Here is an 18,492-nt window from a genome sequence, read left to right on the forward strand (position 1 = left end):
AAATTTAATTAAGGACAAAAAACAAACAATCATTTCACAAAAAACGTAACACAAGACCGATAGGTACAAGGAGAAAGTTCATGGTGGAGTCATACAACCCGCTTGGTACGGATGGATTCGAGTTTGTTGAATACACAGCTGTCGACCACAAGGGAATTGAGCAACTTAAAGCGCTGTTTGTGTCACTTGGCTTTGCCGAGATTGCTAAGCACCGTTCAAAAGAGGCTTGGCTTTATCGACAAGGTGACATCAACTTTATCGTCAATGAACAACCACACAGCCAAGCTGAAGCGTTTGCTAAAGTTCACGGCCCATCGGTGTGTGGCATGGCGTTTCGTGTTAACGATGCAACCACGGCAATGACGCAGGCGTCTAACGGTGGTGGTGAAGAGTACAAGACAGAAATCGGGCCAATGGAGCTGAGTATTCCTGCCATTTATGGCATTGGTGAAAGCTTGCTTTATTTCGTAGACCGTTACGGCAAGCAGAGCATCTATGATGTTGATTTCCGATTCTATGATGATGCAGAAGAGCGCATGGCGAAAGCGGATGTGGGCCTCTACGAGATCGACCACCTTACGCACAACGTGAAACAAGGCAATATGGATCTGTGGTCTGGTTTTTATGAGCGTATCGGCAACTTCCGTGAGATCCGATACTTTGATATTGAAGGTAAGCTGACAGGCCTTGTGAGCCGCGCAATGACTTCACCATGTGGCAAAATCCGCATCCCTATCAATGAATCTTCAGATGACAAATCACAAATCGAAGAGTTCATCCGCGAATACAACGGTGAAGGCATTCAACACATCGCACTTGCGACAGATGACATCTACAAAACAGTGAAAACTCTGCGTGATCGCGGCATGGACTTTATGCCAACGCCGGATACCTACTACGAGAAAGTTGACGAGCGTGTTAAAGGGCATGGTGAAGATACTGATCTACTGCGCGAGCTGCGTGTTCTGATTGATGGTGCACCGACGAAAGACGGCATCTTGCTGCAAATTTTCACACAGACGGTTATTGGGCCTGTGTTCTTTGAAATCATTCAGCGTAAAGGCAACGAAGGCTTTGGCGAAGGCAACTTTAAGGCGCTGTTTGAATCGATAGAAGAGGACCAGATTCGTCGAGGAGTATTAGACGATGCATAAATGGATCTCGTTTCCTCATCGGGAGGGGGTGTGCTCTAAACAAGCGCATGCTGATTTCCCCGAAGAGGCTATCTATGAGCGAGAGGCGGGCCGAAGTGGTTTCTTCGGCCCTGCCGCTCATTTCCATCACCAACATGCGCCAACAGGTTGGTCAGAGTGGGAGGGCGACTTACGCCCTCGCGCTTTTGATTTTACGCTGGTGGACAAAGCCAGTCAGATAACCCCATGGGCTGTGCCTCATCTTTTGCATAACGCGGACTGCAAAATTCGCGTATGGCGCATGGATGAGAAGATGGATTTCTTGGTACGTAACTCCGATGGCGATGAGCTACTGTTCATTCACCAAGGCAGGGCTGATCTCTATTGCGATTATGGTCATTTAGAGGTTAGTGAAGGGGATTACGTGATGATTCCGCGCTCGACTAATTGGCGCTTGGAGCCAAGTGAGCCAATGTTCATTTTGATGATTGAGAACACCGACGCGGCTTATTCCTTGCCGGAGAAGGGCATGGTCGGCAATCACGCGGTGTTTGATCCGGCGGTTCTTGAAATTCCATCGATCAACGATCAATTCCGTGCTCAGTATTCAGAAGATCAAACCCAAGTTCAGGTGAAACGCCATGACAAAGTCAGCGTGATCACTTATCCGTTCAATCCTTTAGACGCGATTGGTTGGCATGGTGATTTGGCTGTGGTGAAAGTGAACTGGCGCGATATCAGACCGCTGATGTCACATCGCTACCACTTGCCACCGTCTGCGCATACCACTTTTGTTGGCGCGGGCTTTGTGGTGTGTACCTTTGTGCCGCGCCCGATTGAGAGCGATCCTGGCGCATTGAAAGTGCCGTTTTACCACAACAATGATGATTACGACGAAGTACTTTTCTATCACGCTGGAGACTTCTTTAGTCGCGACAATATTGAAGCGGGCATGGTGACTTTCCACCCTGCGGGCTTCACTCATGGGCCTCACCCTAAAGCTTTTAAGGCTGGGCAAGCGTATAAGAAAAAGTTCACCGACGAAGTGGCTGTGATGATCGATACTCGCCATGCACTGCAGTTCTCTGACGAGCTCGATAGCGTTGAGAACAAAGAATATGTCTACAGTTGGCAAGAGAAGTAAGGGGCAACAAGGATGAAATTAGCAACCAAGAAAAATGGTACTCGCGATGGTCTTTTGATGGTCGTGAGTAGAGATCTCAAACAGTGTGTGCCAGCGACGGAAATTTTTCACGCGATGCAACTGGCGCCAACCATGCAAGTCGCCCTGGATAACTGGGACAGTGTGGCACCTCAGTTAGAAGAGCTATACAACTCGCTCAACACTGGCCATGTGACGGGCAGTGAAGTGTTTGCGCCTCAATATTGTGAATCGCCTCTGCCACGCGCTTATCAATGGGCGGATGGTAGCGCGTATGTAAACCATGTTGAGCTGGTGCGTAAGGCTCGTGGTGCTGAAATGCCAGAAAGCTTCTGGGTTGATCCGCTTATGTATCAAGGTGGCTCAGATGCCTTTATTGGTCCACGTGACAATATTGAATTTGCCAGTGATGAGTGGGGTATCGACTTCGAGGGAGAAGTTGCGGTTATCACCGGAGATGTGCCAATGGGAGCTAGCGCCAAGCAAGCGCATGATTCGATTCGTCTGCTAATGTTGGTGAATGATGTGTCGCTGCGTGGTTTGATTCCGGCTGAGCTCGCCAAGGGCTTTGGTTTCTTCCAGTCTAAGCCCTCTTCAGCGTTTTCTCCGGTTGCCGTTACGCCCGATGAGCTAGGTGAACAGTGGAAAGGCAGTAAGGTGCACCTGCCACTGACTTCAACCTACAACGACACACCTTTTGGTTGCCCGAATGCCGGTGTCGACATGACCTTCAATTTCGCGGAGCTGATTGTCCATGCTTCGAAGACTCGCCCACTGTCGGCTGGTGCGATCATTGGCTCTGGCACGGTATCGAACAAGCAAGGTACTGACCACGGCACCTCAATTGCGGAAGGCGGTGTGGGCTACTCGTGCATTGCTGAAGTACGCATGATAGAGACAATTCGTGATGGTAAGCCGTCGACTCAATTCATGTCGTTTGGTGATTCGATTCGTCTAGAGATGTTCGATGCCTCTGGTGACTCGATCTTTGGCGCGATTGACCAAAAAGTCAGTCAATATCGACCACGCTAGTGATAACGACAAGAGTAAAGCGACAGAGATGAATAGTATGGACAAGGGCTCTTTATGAACAAGAAGATCACACTCTATGGTTACTGGCGCTCTTCGGCAGCCTATCGAGTGCGCATTGGGTTGAATTTAAAGCAACTTAGCTATGAGTCGAAATCGGTGCATTTGGTGCGTAATGGTGGCGAGCAGCATGATCCACAATATCACGAGCTCAATGCCAGTGAATTAGTGCCCGTGCTGGTGGATGGTGACGTTCAACTCAATCAGTCGCTGACAATCTTGCAATACTTGGACGAAAACTATTTGTGTGAGAGTTGCCCAGACACCTTGTTGATCCCTGAGCAACCCCCACTGCGTTACCAAGCGCTGGCGATGGCTCAGGATATTGCGATGGAAATTCACCCTCTGAACAATCTGCGTGTGCTGCAGTATCTGGAGCGAGAATTGTCGTGCGAACAAGAGGCGAAAAAGGATTGGCTTCATCATTGGATGAGCCAAGGTTTCCATGCTTTAGAAGAGAAGCTGGCGAAGCACAGAAAAGCGCACGGCGACTCGGTGTATAGCATCATGGATTCACCCTGTATCGTCGATATTTGCTTGGTGCCGCAAGTTTACAATGCGCTACGCTTTGATGTGGATATGTCGCCTTATCCGCTGATCAACTCGATTGTTGCAGCGTGTAACCAGTTACCTGCGTTCATTGATGCGATGCCAGAGAATCAGGCAGATGCGAACGTATAGCTCAGATTAAGCCCCAACGGCTGTTAAGAGTAGAAAGCCCTCCATGATGTTCATTCGTGGAGGGCTTTTTTTCAAGTTTAAAGCGAAATCACACGCTTGATCTCATCGAGCACATCCGCATTGGCTATCGCACCGATGTTCTCAACGGGTTTGCCATTTACCACCTGTTTCACTGCCAGCTCTACCAGTTTTCCTGAGCGTGTTTTTGGCACGTCGCTGATAGTAAAAATTTGGCTTGGTACATGCCTAGGTGAACAAGAGGATTTGAGCTTGTGCTTAATGGCGGTCAATAGCGTTTCATCTAGAACCACATCTTGCTGCAGTTGAACGAACAACCAGATCTGCTCATTGCGGTCGACATCTTTTCCTACTGCAATGGAATCTATAATGCCCTCAATGGTGTTCACTTGTTGGTATATCTCAGCAGTGCCAATACGCACACCACCAGGGTTGAGTGTGGTGTCACCTCGCCCGTAGAACAGATAACCGCCATGCACGCTCTGTGCGACTTCGTCTCCGTGATGCCATACATTTTCGAACCTGTCCCAATAAGTGCTGTGATAATGCTCTCCTGTGTCATTCCAGAAGCCAACTGGGAAATTGGGGAGGGAATTTGTACACACCAGTTCACCACGTTCGTGATCGACTTTATGACCCGTTGAATTGAATACCTTGATGTCGACGCCAAGCCCTGCCTGTTGGCACTCACCGCGATACACTGGTGATATAGGGTTACCTAACACAAAACAGCCACAGATATCGGTGCCGCCAGAAATAGACGCCAAATGCAGATCTTGTTTGATGTGTTTGTAAACGTAATCAAATTGCTCTGGGTAAAGCACAGAACCCGTTGAGCACAGAGTTCTTAAATGAGGTAGAGAGTGACTGTCGATAGGCGAGATCTCTGCCTTCTCAATCGCTTCTAGATACTTGGCAGATGTACCAAACAGCGACACATCGGTGCGTTGTGCTAAGTCCCACAGAACATTGGGTTGCGGGTAAACAGGGCTGCCATCAAAGATCACCAAACAAGCACCGCTGGCAAGTGCAGAAACGTGCCAGTTCCACATCATCCAACCACATGTGGTGTAGTAGAAAACGCGATCGTTCGGCTTAACATCGCTGTGCAGTTGATGCTCTTTTAAGTGGTTGATGATGGTGCCGCCAACAGAGTGCACAATGCACTTTGGCTTACCTGTGGTTCCAGAAGAGTAGAGCACAAACAGCGGATCATTGAAGCCGATACGCACAAACCGAACAGGTTGTGGCTGGTAATGATTGATAATGTTGTTCCAGCTTTGCAGCGACACGTCACTCTCAAAATCATTCTTTTTTAAATAGCCGATTTGACACACCTGTTTTAGCTCACTGAGGTGCTCAATGATGGCGCTGTTCTTGTCTGCCATATCAAATGTTTTACCATTGAAAGTGTAACCATCGCAGGTGAATAGCACCTTGGGTTTAACTTGGCCAAACCGCTCAATCACACTCTCAACGCCAAAATCAGGCGAGGTTGACGTCCAAATCGCACCTAAGCTGGTGGTCGCGAGCATGGCTATCACTGTTTGTGGCAGGTAGGGCGTATACGCAGCAACCACATCACCTTGCCTGACGCCGCTATCAACAAGCCATTGCTGAACGTTGGAGACAGCTTCATATAGGGCTTTCCATGTGTAGCTCTGCTGCTCACCACGTTCATTCTCAAACCAAATCGCTTGCTCGTCAGGCATGGTTTGCGCCAAGCGAAGCAAATTTTCGGCATAGTTTACTTGCGCATTCGGAAACCAAACTGCATCACGATTCGATTTAGGCTGCTGCCAGCGGCTCTCACCTTGCGTTTGGATTTCACTTCCTTGCGAGCCAACCACGCCACAAAACTGCCACACGTTTTTCCAAAACAATTCCGGCTGATCCACCGACCATTGATGGAGTTCGGCGTAGCTTTGTATGCCTCTCTCTCGGTTTAATTCAGAGAGATTAAGACTGTCGATAAATCGGGTTAAGTTGGCATTGGCGATACGCTGCTCGCTAGGCTGCCAAACTGACTTGTTGCTTTCGTGCATTCCTTTACCTTTAACAAAAAGTTAACGATTTCAGTCTGGTATTTAGGGTTTACAAAGTCAAAAGATCAGCAAAATAAGGGTACGGCGGGATTGTGTAAATAAAATGTTACACAATCTGGGTTTTGGAAAAATAGAGCAAATTGGCGCTTATAAGGAGTGGAGATAGGCTTAAAGGGAGACATTCGAAAGGAGGTATGTAATGACTCAATATCATTCTAAGCCCGTGAGCCAAGAGGGATGGGTTGAGTGGAGCCTCGAAGAAGACGCCATTTGGCACGACTTGGTGACAAGGCAACTGGACGTCATTAATGACCGCGCTTGTGAAGCCTATTTACACGGATTGACGCTGCTTGATCTGCCATTAGATAGAGTTCCTCAACTCCCTGAAATAAACAAAGTATTAAAAGAAACAACAGGTTGGCAGGTAGAGCCGGTACCAGCCTTGATAGATTTCGATCGTTTTTTTGACTTGCTTGCGAATAAGAAGTTTCCCGTCGCGACGTTTCTGAGAACGCGAGACGAGTTTGATTACCTACAAGAGCCAGACTTTTTCCATGAGATTTTTGGTCACTGTGCCATGCTTACTAACCCTGATTTTGCTGCGTTCACTGAGCATTATGGAAAACTGGGTCAAGCGGCTACTTCTAAGCAGCGGGGTTATCTTGCCCGTTTGTATTGGTTTACGGTTGAGTTCGGATTAGTAAAAGAGGGCGATAGATTGAAAATCTACGGCGGCGGCATTCTCTCTTCTCCAGCAGAAACCAATTATGCGCTAGAAGGGGATTTGGCTGTTCGTGAGCGTTTTGATTTACAAACGGTGCTAAGAACGCCTTACCGCATCGACATCATGCAACCGAAATATTATGTGATTAATGATTTGGCTGAACTGTTTCAAATCAGCCAAGAAAACCTGTTACAGCAAGCTGATCTCGCGATTGATGCGGGGCTACTACCACCACTTTTTGAACCCAAGGAACCGACACATGTTGAATGAACTAAAATGCGAAGCCTGTAGTATCGATGCGATTGCCCTGACTAAAGATGAACAACAGTCGCTATTGCTGGAGTTGTCTGATTGGCAAATCATCGAAAGAGACGGCATCCCGCAGCTTGAAAAGGTATACAAGTTTAAGAACTACAAACAAGCATGGGCATTCAGCAATAAAGTGTCAGAGTTGGCAGAAGAAGAGTTCCATCATCCTTCTATCCTACTGGAGTGGGGTAAAGTCACCGTCACTTGGTGGAGCCACTCAATCAAAGGCCTACACAAAAATGACTTCATCTGTGCTTCACGCTGCGATGTGTTCGCGGAGAGTGAATAGTCATTCTGGGCTGGAGAAGTACTTCTCCAGCCTCAATGATTTGAATTCCCCTTTATTCGGCTCACTTTATGATTTGAATAATGACCTTAAACACCTCATAATGTGATTTGAATAAGTGATACTTTCGCATCATGGGGCGTAATATGTGGATTTGGCAGCAAGATAATTGGCCAAACTTTGTTTGGGATAATCAGAGAATAGGCGTGAGGTTAAGAGAAGTTCGGCTTAATCAGGGCATTTTATTGGGCAAGATTACCTCTCAATCTGCAGACCAAACGCAAACAATGCTCGATACTTTGCTAGCGAACATTGTCCACTCCAGTGCGATAGAAGGAGAAAAGCTGAATGCCTTCTCTGTTCGTTCTTCTTTAGCCAACAAACTTGGCGTGAGCGAAGAGCGACCTTTTCCTACGACAGAACAAACCGATGGCCTAGCTGAAATTATGTTGGATGCGGTGCAGAACCTAACAGAGCCACTAGCGCTTGATAGGATCTTACATTGGCACGATAGACTGTTTCCTCAAGGCTACACCATGTTTAACCCTGTAGTTGGAGGTCAACTACGAGGTGACGCTCCGATGCAAGTGGTATCAGGAAGAATTGACCGTCCAACTGTGCACTTTGAAGCGCCTAGCCGAGACATTCTTGATGTTGAGCTAGATACATTTATCACATGGTTTAATGATTCACTTACCGACGCTACACTCGATCCCTTACTTAGAGCTGCGATAACTCACCTTTGGTTTATCACCTTACACCCGTTAGATGATGGTAATGGTCGTATTACTCGATTGTTGACCGACTTGGCGTTAGCACAAGCAGAGAAGCAATCGGTACGTTTCTATGCGATGTCGGTGGGGATACTTGCTAATCGCAAACATTACTACGAGATATTGGAGAAAACCCAGAAAGGGGGACTCGATATCAGCGATTGGTTGATGTGGTTCTTAGATACATTAGATGAGACGTTTACAGGCGTTTTTTCTGAGGTTGACCAAACCGTTTATAAGACCAATTATTGGCGAAGTGTAGATCAAACTAAGCTTACTGTAGAGCAAGTGAAAGTGCTTAATAGAATGCTTGATGGTGATTTCTCAGAAGGTATCAATGCTAGTCAATATAAAAAGGTAGCGAAGGTGAGTAGTGCCACAGCAACACGTCATTTGAGCGCGTTGCTTAGACATGGTTGCTTGGTCAAATCTGGTTCTGGCGGCCGAAGCACCCGCTATCTGTTGCCGAAGTAGGGCTTTAACTTCAAACCTCCTTGCCTCACTACTTGAGGTGGACCTAAAGGCAATCGCATCAAATTTTGGGCCGATATTGTTGATTTTTCATCGTTCTTATTCAATCAACCCGCCTCAAGTTCCCTTAAGTCAACTCTAGAACCACTACTTTTTCTTAATATTTCCACTCATTGTATCCTTGTAAATATCAGCCTTAGTGGTAAGTGATTATTAATATTAGAAAATATCTAGTAAAATTTCAAAAGCTAGTACCATGCGTAAAGTTTTACTAGCGAGTTTAGGAACTCTTTGTCTAAAAGCTGTTGAGCTAGAAGGATTAATTAATATGGTTCTGTATCAAAGTTATGCGCAAGAACTGCTTAGTAAAATAGGTAGGTTAAACCATTTGGTAAAACATGCCCCTTCAATTGGAACATTTCATGAGAACATTGTTAGCAATTACTTAGAGGGTTTTCTATCTCGACGATTTTCTATCAAAACAGGGTTTGTATTTAACTCAGAGACAAATGAAGTTAGTCCTCAGTTAGATATTTTAGTCATAGATGAAATGTCCCATCAGCTTATCTCTTTAAGGATGGAAACTTTGTAGTTGTTGTGCCTGATGCTGTTGTGTGTGCGATTGAAGTTAAAACAAACTTTGATAAAGAGGCCTTCGATGATATTTCCCAAAAGTCACTTAAATATCGAAAAGTACACCCTAAAGGGGTTAACTTGTTAGCCCTTTGTTTTAATTCTACAGTGCAAGTCGAAACATTAAGTAAGTGGTATCGCGCGCAGTCTATTGATGATTTGTGGTTAAATTACCCATCAGAAATTACGATCATAGACCGATGCATTATTCAATCAAACCCCGAGCCTCTTGTTAAGCCTTCTGGCGCCTGTCGTATCGTTTGTAATGATGGGGTTGAGATTGAAGAAGCACTACTAACTAATTTCCTATTTACCGTAATGAAGCGATGTGAGCTCAAAGCTGGTGTGAATGACGCCAGAACTATTGGCGCTATTTTTGCGGGTGACTTTGATCGCTTATTTACAATTAAACATCACGTGTTTAAATACGGAGTCGGTGAAGTTGGACTTGATGAGCTCAACCGAGTAGATGGTTCTTCCATATATAAACATTCAACTTGACCTACATCAGCACTTGCTTGGTTTCTTGTCTCATAAATCCTTTCTGCTACTCATAGTATTGGTTTTATGAGGCTGCTCTATGATATATTTCTCGGCCAAGTGTATTACAGACGAAGGCGACTAATGTCTATCAACCTTTCACTCCTTCCACCCAGCGAGAAAAACAAAATCGAACTGGATAAGCAGGCATCGTTTCTAGTATGGAAATTGAAGCAGGCTAAATGTGGCCCAGAAGCCATTGTTGAAGAAGCAATGAAGCTCGGTGACCCAGATGAAAAGGCGTGGTTTGAACAGTCTGTAGAAAAATACAAACGAGTAATGGGCGTCGCATAACCGCAGACAAACCTTGCTCAGCAAAGCTGTAGAATTGAAATGACACAGTAATTTGCTAGAATTTGCCCCGTTAATTGAATCAGAGAGAAGATCCCGATGGGAAGAAGTTTTGAAGTGCGCAAAGCCTCAATGGCTAAAACTGCTGGCGCAAAAATTAAAGTTTATTCCAAATACGGTAAAGAAATTTACATGTGTGCGAAGAATGGTGGTTCAGATCCAGACATGAACCTGTCGCTAAAGCACCTTATTGCTAAAGCGAAGAAAGACCAAGTTCCTGCACACGTTATCGACAAAGCGATCGACAAAGCAAACGGCGGCGGTGGTGAAGACTACGCTCCAGCTCGTTACGAAGGCTTTGGCCCAGGCGGCACAAGCGTAATCGTTGACTGTCTAACTGACAACGGCAACCGTACTTTCCAAGACGTTCGCCAATGTTTCGTTAAAACTGGCGCGAAAATTGGTGTTGAAGGTTCTGTTTCTCACATGTTCGCTCACCAAGCTGTATTCCAGTTCAAAGGTGAAGATGACGAGATCATCCTAGAAACACTAATGATGGACGACGTAGACGTAACAGATGTTGAGCTAGAAGATGGTGTAATCACTGTATTCGCTCCAACAACTGAGTTCTTCAAAACGAAGACTGCACTAACTAACGCGTTCCCTGAGCTAGTTCTAGATGTTGAGGAAATCACTTTCGTTCCTCAAACTATGACGCCAGTAGCGGAAGAAGATTCTGAGAAGTTCCAGAAGTTCCTAGACCTTCTTGATGACTGTGATGACGTTCAGCAGGTATACCACAACGCTGAGCTGTAATTTTTACAGTTACAAATAGTTAATAAAAAACCGAGCCTAGTGCTCGGTTTTTTTATGCTTTGAGTATTGATCAAGCCTTGATCATCGTTCCGTATTTTTGCCAACAAAGAGCCCGTTGATACAGCACTGATTAGCAAAGCGTGCGCGGTCGACAAATCCACTCAGATAGCTTTCGAATCAAAGGGAGTACTGTAAGGTTCAGCACAATGGCACATGGCCAAGCAAGAAAGAAGCTTTGTAACCAGATTGGCGGCCACTCGTGGCTGAATCCCATTTTGTAGCCAGAAATTAACCCAGACATGATGGTTGCCATGGTGAGTGAGGATAAAATCGCGGTTACCCAAAATTGTTTTTTGCTCATATATGTTTCTCCCGTGATTTTCTGTAACTGATGAGATAAGGTTACAACTATCCATTAATGAGAAAAATAGGCATAAATAGAAGTATGAATTCCATATTCGGAAACATTGACGATCTATTCCTGTTTTGTACTGTGGTTGAAGAGGGCTCGTTGCTGTCGGCATCGAAGCGGCTTCAACTGCCTGTGTCGACTATGTCACGCCGATTAACCGCTTTAGAAGAGCGTTTGAGCATCCGCTTGTTAGAAAAGAAGGGTAGGGAGCTTGTTGCGACGAAAGATGGTGAGGCGGCCTTTGCAGCGCTGAGCAGTGGTATGGAGTCCCTTCATCAAGGCTTTAGTAGCCTGCTTGAAGAGCGCGACGCTATTCAAGGCAAGATAAAACTCGCCGTGCCTCATAATTTCTATAGTGGTTTTCTTCGCCCGACTGTCGAGCAATACCTTACTCAATATCCAAATGTGCAGCTCAATTTGATTTTGAGCCAGCAACAAGTGGTGCCTCAAACCGACCGTGATTTGTTGATCACGTTTCAGATTTCCGACATGGACGGCATGATCGCTCGACCATTGTTTAAAGCGAAACATGGCTTTTTTGCAAGCCAAGCTTATTTAGATTCGCGTGGGCCGATCGTTAAACCAGAAGATCTTGAACATCAAGACTGGATTAACGTTGATGATGTGTTTGATATGCCGCTCTACAAAGCGGGTCACCTGGAACAGATGGTGACGATCAAACCCAAGTTTATTGTGAACGATATTCATGCGGTCGCGGCAGCAGCGCAGAAGGGGCTGGGTATCGCTTCGCTGCCTTTTCGTCATGTATATCCGGAAATGAATCTGGTTCAAGTGCTCCCTGAGTACCATCGGGGTGATCGCCAAGCGTATTTAGTGTACAAAGAAAGAAAATATCAGCCGAAGGCTTTAACTCTGCTTATTGAGGCGTTAATTAAAAGCGTTCAGTCGTTCCATAGCGATGAGCTGAGTTAAATAAAAGGAGAAAGAAATGAAAGTAAGTTTTATCGGGTTAGGCGTTATGGGTTTCCCAATGGCAGGACACCTAGTCAAAGCCGGTTTCGAGGTAACGGTATTTAACCGTACTCACAGCAAAGCATTGGACTGGGCTGAAAAACACCAAGGTAAAGCCGCTGAGAGCGTTGCTGAGTGTGTGGCAGAAGCTGATGTTGTGCTGGTTTGCGTGGGTAACGATGATGACGTACGCAGCATGACAACCAGCGAAACAGGCGCATTGGCCGCTATGAAGCCAAACGCGATTCTTGTTGATCACACGACAACCTCTGCAATCCTTGCTGAAGAACTTGAAGTTGTAGCGAAAGAAGCGGGTATTCGCTTTATGGATGCACCAGTGTCTGGTGGCCAAGCGGGTGCAGAAAACGGCGTGTTAACTATCATGTGTGGTGGTGAACAGGAGCTGTTTAACGACCTTCAACCTGTGTTCGAAGCTTACGGTAAATCGTCGGTTCTGATGGGTAAAGTCGGCCAAGGCCAACGTGCGAAAATGGTTAACCAGATCTGCATTGCTGGTGTGTTGAATGGCTTATCTGAAGGCTTAGTGCTTGCTGAGAAATCAGGTTTGGATATCCCAACTCTGGTTGATTGCCTTAAAAACGGCGCTGCTGGCTCGTGGCAGATGGAAAACCGCGCGACGACAATGGCACAAGACAAGTTCGATTTTGGCTTCGCCATTGATTGGATGATCAAAGACTTAGGTTTCTGCCTAGATGAAGCTGAGCGTCAAGGCATTCAACTTCCATTGACGGAGAAGACCAACAACGCATACAAGGCACTGTCTGCACAAGGTGAAGGCCGCATGGATACCTCAGTATTGATGAAAGCCGTGGTTGAAGAGACTAAGAAGTAGAAAGATAGAAGCAATAGAAGCAATAGAAGCTTCGTTTAGATAACTAAAAATAGCCGCTCATCAGCGGCTATTTTTGTTTGTAAAAAGCAATAACGAACCTATCTCGCTCGTGTTAGGGAATTAACTACCCAGACTGAAGCATGACCCTTTTAACCACGTCATGAACCGCAAGATTTAGAGGGCTTTGACGATCGACAAGACGCATGCAGGATACAAGGTTTAAATCAATTCTAAGCGCTTTGGGGGGCTGTATCGTATTAAGCGAAGCGTCCTTCCAACTGTCACTTAACACGCAGGCGTGTTCTCCCTGCTCGAGAATTTGCCTCGCAACTGAAAAATTGTCCACTGTGATACTGATGTTGGGGTTAATTCCACTGCTTCTCAACATCTCTAAATATCGGTAGCGGTCTTCATTCCAGCCTTGACTGCGGATCTTGATAAAAGGCAATTGCAACGCCTCTTCCCATGTTAGTGGCCCCAATGATTTTGACACGGCGACCACCAGTTGGTCGGCCATGATGCGTTTCTGGAAGATATTGGTACTGCGGTCTTCGTTTAGAAAGTGCACACCCAAGGTGATATCACCCTCTTCTAATTTTTGCTCTGTATCTGATGTCCAAGTCTTCAGCTCTATTTGTGCTTTGGGGAATGTTTTCGAAAGTTCCCTAAATAAACTTAGACCTGAAAATTCGAGTGTGGAGGCGAAGAAAGCGAGGGTGATTGGCCCTTCATAGGTAGCAGGATCGAATGTTACTGGTGAGGTAGCTGAGTGCACGAGCGACAGAGCTTGCTCAATCTTGGGCAAAATAGATTTGCTGTAGTGCGTTGGCCTCAACCCTTCCGTGGTACGTTCGAAAAGTGGGTGTCCTAATTGCTCTCTTAGCTTGGTCATTTGCTTGCTGACAGCGCTCTCTGAGATCCCCAGCTTTATCCCAGCCCTTTTTAGGCTATTCGACTGACACAGCAATACAAACGTACGTAGTAAGTTCAAATCTACACTTTCCACCTTGGCAAGTCCTATTTTCCATGCTTTCCATCTTGGCAGTATAGAGTGATCACTGTCGGCGGAGCAAACAATACTCTTCCAAATGACATTCACTTTGAAATATAAAGGTCGCTACTATGAAAACACAATTTCCCCTTACTGCTGTTGCTTTATTCTCAACCAGCGTTATTGCAGCGCCAACTATTGTCACGGAAGATAATTTTGCTCAGGCATACACCAATATGCGCCTCGGCGCTGTGGTAGAAAAAGCGGGTGGTATCAACACATTTTTTGAGATGCCAGTACCGAGCAGTGTTCCTGAAGAGCAGTTCGTTGTACGAATGAATCGAGACACTTTCTATTCTGTTTCTGTCATCGATATGTCGAACGATGATGTCTATGTGACTGTTCCAGAAACCGACCAATATGTATCGCTGCAAGTCGTCGATGAAAACCACGAAACACAGCCAATGATCTACGGTTCGGGTCGCCATAAAATCAGCGCAAAAACGGATCACGCATTTGTTATTGTTCGTGCTCTTGAAGATGATGCGCGCCGTAACCTGAAGATTGAGACCAGCAGCGATAAGCCGTTTGTTGTAAGAGAGTGGGACATGGCGTCATTTAAGGCCACGGATAGAGCTGGTAACATCGATTTCAGTGACGGCTATGATCAATCAAAAGCGTTTGGTAACAAAGAAAGTGGTCAAACTGATTACATGAATTATGTTGGCGCGGCTGGTGGCTGGGGTGGCGCAATGGTCGAAGACAACATCTATCAAACCAGTCAGTACTTCGATGCGAATGCATGTTACGAGACGACTTTCAAAGACCCGAAGGCAGGGGCATTCTGGTCTGCGACGGTTTACAATGCTGATGGGCGTATGTTTAACGATAAGGCTAACATTTCGAGTGAAATGGAACCTGTTATGAACAGTGATGGGACATATACTCTCCGTTTTGGGTGTGACGGCCAGCCAAACAATATTCCAACGATGGAAGGCAATAATACGGGCAAATTTAATGTGCTTATGCGCCATTACAACCCAAGTGAGCCAGTCAGCAAAGGTGAGAAAGGTTACAACCCGGTGACGATGATTAAGAAAGTCGGTTAAGTTAATTCAGCGGTTTTTATGGAAGCCGTAGTCGACAAAACGAAAAATAGCCGCTAATTAGCGGCTATTTTTGTTTGGTTTGAGTGATCTAGCTTTATTTTGTTCTTTCAGCTGTATTGGAAGCTTTAATTCCTAAATGTGCCAGAGGCAAAAGTAGTTCATTGGACATCACGTTGTGATAATTTCCTTTATGAACTAAATCTTCTTGGCTTTCATCAAGAACCAATTCGATATTGTTTGCTAGATCTGGAAGCAGTAATCGAAATGTGTGTTCTTTAATGCGGCTTAAGAACTCAGTACCTAACTGTGCAAGTTCATCACCAATGACGACCAAGTCTGGGTTTAGCTGGTTAATGTTATTAACTAAACCGTGCGCTAAGCATTTAGCTAAATAGTCGACGGCACTTATTGCAGCTTGTTCTTGGTTATGGAATGCACTCACTACTACTTCAAAATCTGCGGACTCTAGTGATGCTTCAAGTTTGTAGCGTTCTATTAAGGCTGTCGTTGAGCTGTAAAGTTCAAGGCAACCTAGGTTCCCACATTTACATTGTGGCCCTTGAAAATTAATAGATGTGTGACCAATTTCTCCTGCGGCACCTAAGCTGCCATGGTAAACCTGTCCTTCGATAACCAAACCAGAGCCCACGCCTTGTCCAAGAGACACATACAATAAAACACTCGCATCATAAGTGTTTTGCAATTGACGCCAAACTGCAAGTGCTGCCAATTTAGCATCGTGACCGGCATAAATTGGATGGTCAGGAAATTGTTCACGCATATGAGAGATAAAATCAATATCTTGCCAGTTTTTAGCATCCGTCATTAGCATGATTTTATTGTCTTGCTCTAAAAATGGCCCAGGCATAGCAACAGCGATACCTAGAACATCACCTTCTTGCTTTTGAAGTACATCGCTTACTTGCTGTGTTAAATACGCGATTAGCTCTTCTGGACTATTATCGATATTGATTGGTTTGACTATGCTAGTCAGTGAAGCGCCATTGAGATCGAAGGTATCAATAGAGAAGTTAGTACGTTGTATTCGAACAGACAAAATTCGCAGGTGTTGAGTGTTGAATCCGAGATAGATAGAGCTCCGGCCACGCGCGGCTTTTCGTACGCCAGTTTCTACGATTAGCCCTTGTTCTATTAGCGGTTTAATTGCTCGTGTCACTGTCGCTTGATCAAGCCCAACGAGTTGACTTATCTCTTTTCTGGAGCAACTACCACTTGTGTGAAGTGCATTAAGAATCACGCGTTTATTATGATTTTGTACATCATCTAACGAAACGCCTAGTCCGCTTTTCATAGGCTTGTTCATAGTTCTCCTGACCAGTTTGATCTGCAATAACGTTCCAATGGCTCTATACAATATATTGAAAAAGTTAAGTTTCAATAAAATCATATAGTTAGAAATAGGCTCTACTTTACTTATGTGAGCGTAATCTCAAGTTCATCATACTATATTTGTTAGCTGCAATTAAATGAAATATATTTGATTGCAGGTTGCAATTAAATATATTTCGATAACATTGGAGGTCCTTGTGGTATTCGATAAGAAGAAGCATCAGGCAATTATTGATCAAGTTGAAGATTACATCGCTGAGCATAAAGATACAGTCAAGCAGCACCATTGGCGTGAGCATTACCATTATCAAGCCCCTGTTGGTTGGATTAATGACCCGCACGGTTTGATTCAGTATCAAGGTAAATATCACCTCTTCTATCAGCATCACCCATTTAGTGGAAAGTGGGGCACCATGCACTGGGGGCACGCTGTCAGTGAGGATTTGATTCACTGGGAAACTCTGCCAGAAGCGTTGGCACCAAGCGAAGAATATGACGGCTGGGATGGCGGCGGTATCTTCACCGGTAGTGCGGTTAATAATGATGGCGTGATGACATTGTTCTACACGGGATGCGCACAAGCTCGCCAAGTCCAATGTATGGCAACATCGACGGATGGTATCAACTTCGAAAAATATGATGGAAACCCAATCTTATCGGATCCACCAGAGGGAATTAACCTACATGACTTCCGCGATCCAAAGGTTTGGAAGCATGAAGGCTCATGGTACATGGTGACAGGTGTAACAGATGGCGTGAGTGATCTCATCAATGCATCAAACTACGAGACCAATGGATTTGGTAAAGTCTGTCTGCACAAGTCAGACAATTTAACCGATTGGGAATTCGTAGGGTACTGTGTTGAAAGTATGGGCGAATTGGGGACAATGCTTGAGTGCCCAAATATCTTCAAATTGGGTGACAAACATGTCCTTATGTATTCACCAATGGGTATGCAACAACGCCAAGTGGTTTACCTTGTTGGTGACTTAGACTACCGAACTGGTAAGTTCCATTGGTCCACTATGGGCTCATTAGATTGGGGCTTCGACTACTACGCACCACAAGTCTTCGATGATGAAAATGGGCGTACTCTCATCCAAGCTTGGATTGGTTCATGGCCATTCATGCCATGGTGTGATGGCACTTACGATACGAGTGAACTTGGTTGGTACGGCAGTATCACATTGGCTCGTGAAGTCTCTTTATGTCACGACGGGAAACTGAAGTTCACACCAGTGCAAGAAGTTGAAAAATTGCGTCATTCGCCAAAAAGGCATACAGAGCTAGAGTTAAACGATGGTGAAAAGTTCGCATTTGAAGCCGGTGATAATGTTCACTGTGAAATCATTGCTGACATTGACCTAGCTGCTAGCGACTGTGATAGCGTTGTGTTTGAGATTCGTAGTAAAGGTGAACAGAAAACACTGATTGAGTTGGATCTTAAGAAAGGCGAGTTGGCCTTTGATCGTACCCAGTCAGGTAGCCGCTCCGCTTTACGTAGAACATGCCCACTAGAGTGTGCAAGTAAGGATCGAGCAAATATCCGTATCTTTATGGACAGTATTTCTGTGGAAGTCTTTACCGATGGCGGTCGTACTGTGATGACCAATAACATCTTTTCTGATGAAGACAGTGCAGGCCTCTATGTATACGCTAAGAACGGTAACGCAAGAATTGAAACACTAAAAACATTTGGAATGAAAAGTGTTGCCGAATAACTGATTCAGTCTTCCTCCTCTTCTATTTAGCCCAGCATATTGCTGGGCTTTTTTGTTTCTTAAAAAGAGTTTCTATTAAAAAACGAGCCTCTTTCCCCTGCTGAAAATAAAGA

At 45.3% G+C, this 18,492-nt stretch carries 19 protein-coding genes; 15 read left to right on the plus strand and 4 right to left on the minus strand.

Going from position 1 to position 18,492, the window contains the following annotated elements; genetic code table 11:
• Positions 1-80 precede the first annotated feature (80 nt).
• From hppD to maiA, 4 genes are read left to right on the plus strand one after another with little or no spacing between them, the layout of a single operon-like run.
• The gene (gene hppD, locus L1D55_RS01180) at positions 81-1,154 is read left to right on the plus strand and encodes a 4-hydroxyphenylpyruvate dioxygenase (RefSeq protein ID WP_102424055.1); all 1,074 of its coding nucleotides are present in this window, start codon (positions 81-83) and stop codon (positions 1,152-1,154) included.
• Positions 1,147-2,277, plus strand: a complete 1,131-nt coding sequence (locus tag L1D55_RS01185) for a homogentisate 1,2-dioxygenase (RefSeq protein WP_171369596.1) — start codon at positions 1,147-1,149, stop codon at positions 2,275-2,277. The genes hppD and L1D55_RS01185 overlap by 8 nt, the downstream gene beginning before the upstream one ends.
• A gap of 12 nt (positions 2,278-2,289) precedes the next feature.
• Entirely contained in the window at positions 2,290-3,327 is a 1,038-nt protein-coding gene (locus L1D55_RS01190; RefSeq protein ID WP_239916132.1) for a fumarylacetoacetate hydrolase family protein, read from the plus strand.
• Between the two features lie 54 nt (positions 3,328-3,381).
• Positions 3,382-4,065 carry a maleylacetoacetate isomerase gene (maiA, locus tag L1D55_RS01195; RefSeq protein ID WP_239916134.1) on the plus strand — a complete coding sequence of 228 codons (684 nt, stop codon included), beginning with the start codon at positions 3,382-3,384 and terminating at the stop codon, positions 4,063-4,065.
• 77 nt (positions 4,066-4,142) lie between these two features.
• On the opposite strand, the gene L1D55_RS01200 is transcribed toward maiA, so the two are convergent.
• The gene (locus tag L1D55_RS01200) at positions 4,143-6,128 is read right to left on the minus strand and encodes an acetoacetate--CoA ligase (protein ID WP_239916135.1); all 1,986 of its coding nucleotides are present in this window, start codon (positions 6,126-6,128) and stop codon (positions 4,143-4,145) included.
• 199 nt (positions 6,129-6,327) lie between these two features.
• Here L1D55_RS01200 and phhA point away from each other — a divergent pair, with 199 nt between their 5' ends.
• The 7 genes from phhA to L1D55_RS01235 all read left to right on the plus strand — a co-directional run bounded on the left by phhA (position 6,328) and on the right by L1D55_RS01235 (position 10,971).
• A complete protein-coding gene (gene phhA / locus L1D55_RS01205) occupies positions 6,328-7,122 on the plus strand; it encodes a phenylalanine 4-monooxygenase (protein ID WP_239916137.1) in 795 nt (264 codons plus the stop codon).
• A complete protein-coding gene (locus tag L1D55_RS01210) occupies positions 7,112-7,450 on the plus strand; it encodes a 4a-hydroxytetrahydrobiopterin dehydratase (protein ID WP_128163101.1) in 339 nt (112 codons plus the stop codon). Before phhA ends, L1D55_RS01210 begins: the two co-directional genes overlap by 11 nt.
• Positions 7,451-7,581: 131 nt before the next feature.
• Positions 7,582-8,694, plus strand: a complete 1,113-nt coding sequence (locus L1D55_RS01215; protein WP_239916139.1) for a Fic family protein — start codon at positions 7,582-7,584, stop codon at positions 8,692-8,694.
• Between the two features lie 253 nt (positions 8,695-8,947).
• A complete protein-coding gene (locus tag L1D55_RS01220) occupies positions 8,948-9,283 on the plus strand; it encodes a DUF6602 domain-containing protein (RefSeq protein ID WP_239916141.1) in 336 nt (111 codons plus the stop codon).
• A gap of 5 nt (positions 9,284-9,288) precedes the next feature.
• On the plus strand, positions 9,289-9,825 hold the full coding sequence (locus L1D55_RS01225; protein WP_239916143.1) for a hypothetical protein: 537 nt from the start codon (positions 9,289-9,291) through the stop codon (positions 9,823-9,825).
• A gap of 123 nt (positions 9,826-9,948) precedes the next feature.
• Positions 9,949-10,158, plus strand: a complete 210-nt coding sequence (locus tag L1D55_RS01230) for a DUF3283 family protein (RefSeq protein WP_004736949.1) — start codon at positions 9,949-9,951, stop codon at positions 10,156-10,158.
• Between the two features lie 96 nt (positions 10,159-10,254).
• The gene (locus tag L1D55_RS01235; RefSeq protein ID WP_004736950.1) at positions 10,255-10,971 is read left to right on the plus strand and encodes a YebC/PmpR family DNA-binding transcriptional regulator; all 717 of its coding nucleotides are present in this window, start codon (positions 10,255-10,257) and stop codon (positions 10,969-10,971) included.
• A gap of 130 nt (positions 10,972-11,101) precedes the next feature.
• On the opposite strand, the gene L1D55_RS01240 is transcribed toward L1D55_RS01235, so the two are convergent.
• The gene (locus L1D55_RS01240) at positions 11,102-11,332 is read right to left on the minus strand and encodes a DUF2798 domain-containing protein (RefSeq protein WP_004736951.1); all 231 of its coding nucleotides are present in this window, start codon (positions 11,330-11,332) and stop codon (positions 11,102-11,104) included.
• Between the two features lie 84 nt (positions 11,333-11,416).
• Here L1D55_RS01240 and L1D55_RS01245 point away from each other — a divergent pair, with 84 nt between their 5' ends.
• Together L1D55_RS01245 and L1D55_RS01250 are read left to right on the plus strand one after the other, a co-directional pair.
• On the plus strand, positions 11,417-12,316 hold the full coding sequence (locus tag L1D55_RS01245) for a LysR family transcriptional regulator (protein WP_116871107.1): 900 nt from the start codon (positions 11,417-11,419) through the stop codon (positions 12,314-12,316).
• A 16-nt stretch (positions 12,317-12,332) separates the two neighbouring features.
• A complete protein-coding gene (locus L1D55_RS01250) occupies positions 12,333-13,208 on the plus strand; it encodes an NAD(P)-dependent oxidoreductase (protein WP_239916145.1) in 876 nt (291 codons plus the stop codon).
• 124 nt (positions 13,209-13,332) lie between these two features.
• Here the strand turns inward: L1D55_RS01250 and L1D55_RS01255 are convergent, their stop codons facing one another.
• Positions 13,333-14,214 carry a LysR family transcriptional regulator gene (locus L1D55_RS01255; RefSeq protein ID WP_239916147.1) on the minus strand — a complete coding sequence of 294 codons (882 nt, stop codon included), beginning with the start codon at positions 14,212-14,214 and terminating at the stop codon, positions 13,333-13,335.
• Between the two features lie 116 nt (positions 14,215-14,330).
• On the opposite strand from L1D55_RS01255, the gene L1D55_RS01260 reads away from it, so the two are divergent.
• Positions 14,331-15,308, plus strand: coding sequence for a DUF1254 domain-containing protein (locus tag L1D55_RS01260; protein ID WP_239916149.1), 978 nt, complete (start codon positions 14,331-14,333; stop codon positions 15,306-15,308).
• 94 nt (positions 15,309-15,402) lie between these two features.
• Here L1D55_RS01260 and L1D55_RS01265 read toward each other — a convergent pair whose 3' ends face one another.
• The gene (locus L1D55_RS01265; RefSeq protein ID WP_239916150.1) at positions 15,403-16,632 is read right to left on the minus strand and encodes an ROK family transcriptional regulator; all 1,230 of its coding nucleotides are present in this window, start codon (positions 16,630-16,632) and stop codon (positions 15,403-15,405) included.
• A gap of 223 nt (positions 16,633-16,855) precedes the next feature.
• Here L1D55_RS01265 and L1D55_RS01270 point away from each other — a divergent pair, with 223 nt between their 5' ends.
• Positions 16,856-18,379 (plus strand): glycoside hydrolase family 32 protein, encoded by a 1,524-nt coding sequence (locus tag L1D55_RS01270; RefSeq protein WP_128163111.1) that lies wholly within the window; start codon positions 16,856-16,858, stop codon positions 18,377-18,379.
• The last annotated feature ends 113 nt before the right edge of the window (positions 18,380-18,492 follow it).

Source organism: Vibrio sp. Isolate22 (assembly GCF_022398115.1).
In the GTDB taxonomy this organism is placed as follows: domain Bacteria; phylum Pseudomonadota; class Gammaproteobacteria; order Enterobacterales; family Vibrionaceae; genus Vibrio.